Here is a 3791-nt window from a genome sequence, read left to right on the forward strand (position 1 = left end):
TGCCTAATGCGTCCATTTTTCAAGACATGGCTAACCATTTGCCTATTAATGCCACTGGCCGCCCACGCCACCAATCGTGAGCAACGTCTTCCGAACGTTARTGGTTACACCCCAAAATCTCATGTTTCTGCCGTCACCAGCAAAAACAAACACGCTGTAAAAGGTCTGACTCACCTGAGCAAGGCCGACAGCAAACCGGTCCCGCCAATGGGAGCCAAACAAAGCAGCAATGTACTGAGCCGTGCAGTAAACGTGCTCGGCACTCCTTATCGTTGGGGCGGCAGTAGCCCAAGTAAAGGCTTCGATTGCAGCGGGCTGGTGAAATACGCCTTCAATGGCGTGGGTGCTGCTGATCTGCCACGCACCTCCAACGCCATGGCTGCCGGTCACGGACAGAAAGTCGATCGCAAGGACTTGAAGCCGGGCGACCTGATTTTCTTCAATATCAAGAGCCGCAAGGTCAACCACGTCGCCATTTACCTGGGCAACGACCGCTTCATCCACGCACCGCGTCGTGGCAAGTCGGTGACCATCGACACCCTGAAGAAACCGTACTGGGAAAGCCATTACGTGGTTGCCAAGCGGGTTGAAACGAAAGAATCGAAAACCCTGCGCCTCGCTCAGCGCTGATCCGAAGCAAGCTCATTGTGGCGAGGGAGCTTGCTCCCGCTGGGTCGCGAAGCGGCCCCAAAAACCTGCGAGCGCTGCCCACTCGAACGGGAGCAAGCTCCCTCGCCACAGGCCCGCATTCCAGCCCCCCCTCAGAAATTATCCGGTGACCGCGCCCTCTCCCGCGCATGCTCGCGAGTGATCAGGCCTTTGCTCACCAGTTCCTTCAAGCTCATATCCAGCGTCTGCATCCCCAACGAACCCCCGGTCTGAATCGACGAGTACATCTGCGCAATCTTGTCTTCGCGGATCAGGTTACGGATCGCCGAGGTGCCCAGCATGATTTCGTGGGCCGCCACCCGGCCACCACCGATTTTCTTGATCAGCGCTTGGGAAATCACCGCCTGCAACGACTCCGAGAGCATCGAACGCACCATCGACTTCTCATCGCCTGGAAACACGTCCACCACCCGGTCAATGGTTTTCGCCGCCGAGTTGGTGTGCAAGGTGCCGAAGACCAGATGCCCGGTCTCGGCCGCCGTCAGCGCCAGGCGGATAGTCTCCAGATCACGCATTTCCCCTACCAGAATCACATCCGGGTCCTCGCGCAATGCCGAACGCAACGCCGTAGCGAAACTACGCGTATCGCGGTGCACTTCACGCTGATTGATCAGGCATTTGCGTGATTCATGGAGGAACTCGATAGGGTCTTCGATGGTGAGGATATGGTGATGCCGGTGGTTATTCAGGTAATCGATCATTGCCGCCTGGGTGGTCGACTTACCGGAACCTGTCGGCCCGGTGACCAGCACCAGCCCGCGCGAGACCTCGGCAATACGGCGAAACACATTCCCCATGCCCAGATCTTCCATGCTCTGGATTTTCGAGGGGATGGTCCGGAACACCGCCCCCGGACCGCGATATTGATTGAACGCATTGACCCGAAAACGTGCCACACCCGGCGCTTCGAAGGAAAAGTCGGTCTCCAGCGCCTGCTCGAACTCCACCCGCTGCTTGTCGTTCATGATCGCGTAGATCAGCTCGCGCACCTGCTTGTCATCCAGCGCCGGCAGGTTGATCCRCCGTACATCGCCATCGACCCGGATCATCGGCGGCAGCCCCGCCGACAGGTGCAAGTCGGAAGCCCCTTGTTTGGCGCTGAACGTCAGCAGTTCAGTGATATCCATAGCACTCCCCAATTCCAGTAGAATGCCGCGAACCTCAGACTGCCGGCGTCCCTTGAATGTCCACGATAGCAGACAACATAGCCTTGGTTCAGATACGCATCCGCGCAGCGGAGCAAGCCGCGCAACGTGCCGAGCACAGCGTCCGCCTGCTGGCCGTGAGCAAGACCAAGCCCAGCGATGCCGTGCGTGAAGCCTACGCCGCCGGCGTGCACGACTTTGGCGAGAACTATCTGCAGGAGGCCTTGGGCAAACAGCTTGAGTTGGCCGACCTGCCCTTGATCTGGCACTTCATCGGCCCCATTCAATCGAACAAGACGCGTGCTATCGCCGAGAACTTCGCCTGGGTGCATTCCGTGGATCGCTTGAAAATCGCACAACGCCTGTCCGAACAGCGTCCGGCCGAGCTGCCACCCTTGAACATCTGCATTCAGGTCAATGTCAGCGGTGAAGCCAGCAAATCCGGTTGCACCCCGGCCGACCTGCCCGCACTGGCCAGCGCCATCAACGCGTTGCCGCGCTTGAAACTGCGCGGTTTGATGGCAATTCCCGAGCCGACTGAAGATCGCGCCGCTCAGGACGCAGCCTTCGCTGCTGTGCGTGACTTGAACAAGAACCTGCAAGCCAGCCTGAATCTGCCACTCGACACACTTTCCATGGGCATGAGCCACGACCTGGAGTCGGCCATTGCCATGGGCGCCACCTGGGTTCGTATCGGTACGGCCCTGTTTGGCGCCCGCGACTATGGTCAGCCATAACGTGGCTGACTTACCTCTCTATAAGGACCTGACATGAGCAAGACACGAATTGCCTTTATCGGTGCCGGAAACATGGCCGCCAGCCTGATCGGCGGCCTGCGCGCCAATCTGCCGTTGGCATCGCCCTGTGGCTGAACGAAGAGCAGCAACTGGATGCGGTCACCGCCGTTTCCGGCTCGGGTCCTGCGTACTTCTTCCTGCTGATCGAAGCCATGACCGCTGCGGGCGAGAAACTTGGCCTTCCACGGGACATCGCCGCCCAGCTGACCCTGCAAACCGCATTGGGCGCTGCGCACATGGCCGTCGCCAGTGACGTCGACGCCGCTGAGCTACGCCGTCGCGTGACCTCGCCAGCAGGCACCACCGAAGCCGCGATCAAGTCCTTCCAGGCCGGTGGCTTTGAAGCCCTGGTCGAAAAAGCACTCGGCGCCGCAGCCCACCGTTCAGCCGAGATGGCCGAGCAACTGGGTCGCTAATCAGCTCTTACAAAGGAATCAATAATGCTCGGACTCAATGACGCTGCCATTTTCATCATTAAAACCCTGGGCAGCCTGTACCTGCTGATCGTGCTGCTGCGTTTTATCCTGCAATTGGTTCGGGCGAACTTTTACAACCCGCTCTGCCAGTTCATCGTGAAAGCCACTCAGCCGCTGCTCAAGCCTCTGCGCCGGGTAATCCCAAGCATGTTCGGGCTGGACATGTCGTCTCTTGTACTGGCGCTGATCGTGCAGATGCTGCTGATAGCCGTCATCCTGGCCCTCAAAGGCTTCCTGGTCGACTTCCTGCTTTTGGTGCCTTGGGCACTGATCGCGATCTTCTCGCTGTTTTTGAATATTCTGTTCTACGCGATGATCATCAGCGTGATCCTGTCCTGGGTCGCCCCGGGGAGCCACAATCCGGGCGCAGAGCTGGTCGCTCAGATTACTGAACCGGTACTCGCCCCATTCCGCCGTATCGTGCCGAACCTGGGTGGCCTCGATATCTCGCCGATCTTTGCGTTTATCGTGATCCAGTTGCTGCAAAGCTGGCTGATCCCACGCCTTGCATACTTCGCCCTCATGCCACAGGGACTGCTCGGGCTCATCTGATGAGCTACTTTCGCTGGGACGGGGATGATCTGATCCTCGACTGTCACCTGCAACCGGCGGCCCGCAGCGATGATTTCTGCGGGCTGCATGGCGATCGGCTGAAGATCCGCCTGACCGCGCCGCCGGTCGAAGGCAAGGCCAATGCCTACCTG

At 59.1% G+C, this 3791-nt stretch carries 5 protein-coding genes and 1 pseudogene; 5 read left to right on the plus strand and 1 reads right to left on the minus strand.

The window, feature by feature from the left end; translation table 11 throughout:
- The first annotated feature begins 6 nt into the window (after positions 1–6).
- On the plus strand, positions 7–630 hold the full coding sequence (locus tag AC1DH9_RS26830) for a C40 family peptidase (protein WP_477809116.1): 624 nt from the start codon (positions 7–9) through the stop codon (positions 628–630).
- A gap of 131 nt (positions 631–761) precedes the next feature.
- On the opposite strand, the gene AC1DH9_RS26835 is transcribed toward AC1DH9_RS26830, so the two are convergent.
- Positions 762–1796, minus strand: a complete 1035-nt coding sequence (locus AC1DH9_RS26835; RefSeq protein ID WP_477809115.1) for a type IV pilus twitching motility protein PilT — start codon at positions 1794–1796, stop codon at positions 762–764.
- Positions 1797–1852: 56 nt separating this feature from the next.
- Here AC1DH9_RS26835 and AC1DH9_RS26840 point away from each other — a divergent pair, with 56 nt between their 5' ends.
- The 4 genes and pseudogenes from AC1DH9_RS26840 to AC1DH9_RS26855 all read left to right on the plus strand — a co-directional run.
- Positions 1853–2551, plus strand: coding sequence for a YggS family pyridoxal phosphate-dependent enzyme (locus AC1DH9_RS26840; RefSeq protein ID WP_427543885.1), 699 nt, complete (start codon positions 1853–1855; stop codon positions 2549–2551).
- A gap of 107 nt (positions 2552–2658) precedes the next feature.
- Positions 2659–3027 (plus strand): annotated as a pseudogene (locus AC1DH9_RS26845) (pyrroline-5-carboxylate reductase family protein); the annotation flags it as partial.
- 24 nt (positions 3028–3051) lie between these two features.
- Positions 3052–3639 (plus strand): YggT family protein, encoded by a 588-nt coding sequence (locus AC1DH9_RS26850; protein ID WP_103316770.1) that lies wholly within the window; start codon positions 3052–3054, stop codon positions 3637–3639.
- Positions 3639–3791: DUF167 family protein (locus AC1DH9_RS26855; protein WP_477809117.1), on the plus strand; the 153-nt coding region annotated here is incomplete at its 3' end. The genes AC1DH9_RS26850 and AC1DH9_RS26855, both read left to right, overlap by 1 nt.

It is taken from the genome of Pseudomonas sp. 05T35, from assembly GCF_056396605.1.

Excerpts from the sequence above, each read along its gene's own strand:
- AC1DH9_RS26840 (WP_427543885.1), top strand. The coding sequence starts at position 1,853 with ATGTCCACGATAGCAGACAACATAGCCTTGGTTCAGATACGCATCCGC.
- AC1DH9_RS26850 (WP_103316770.1), top strand. The coding sequence starts at position 3,052 with ATGCTCGGACTCAATGACGCTGCCATTTTCATCATTAAAACCCTGGGC.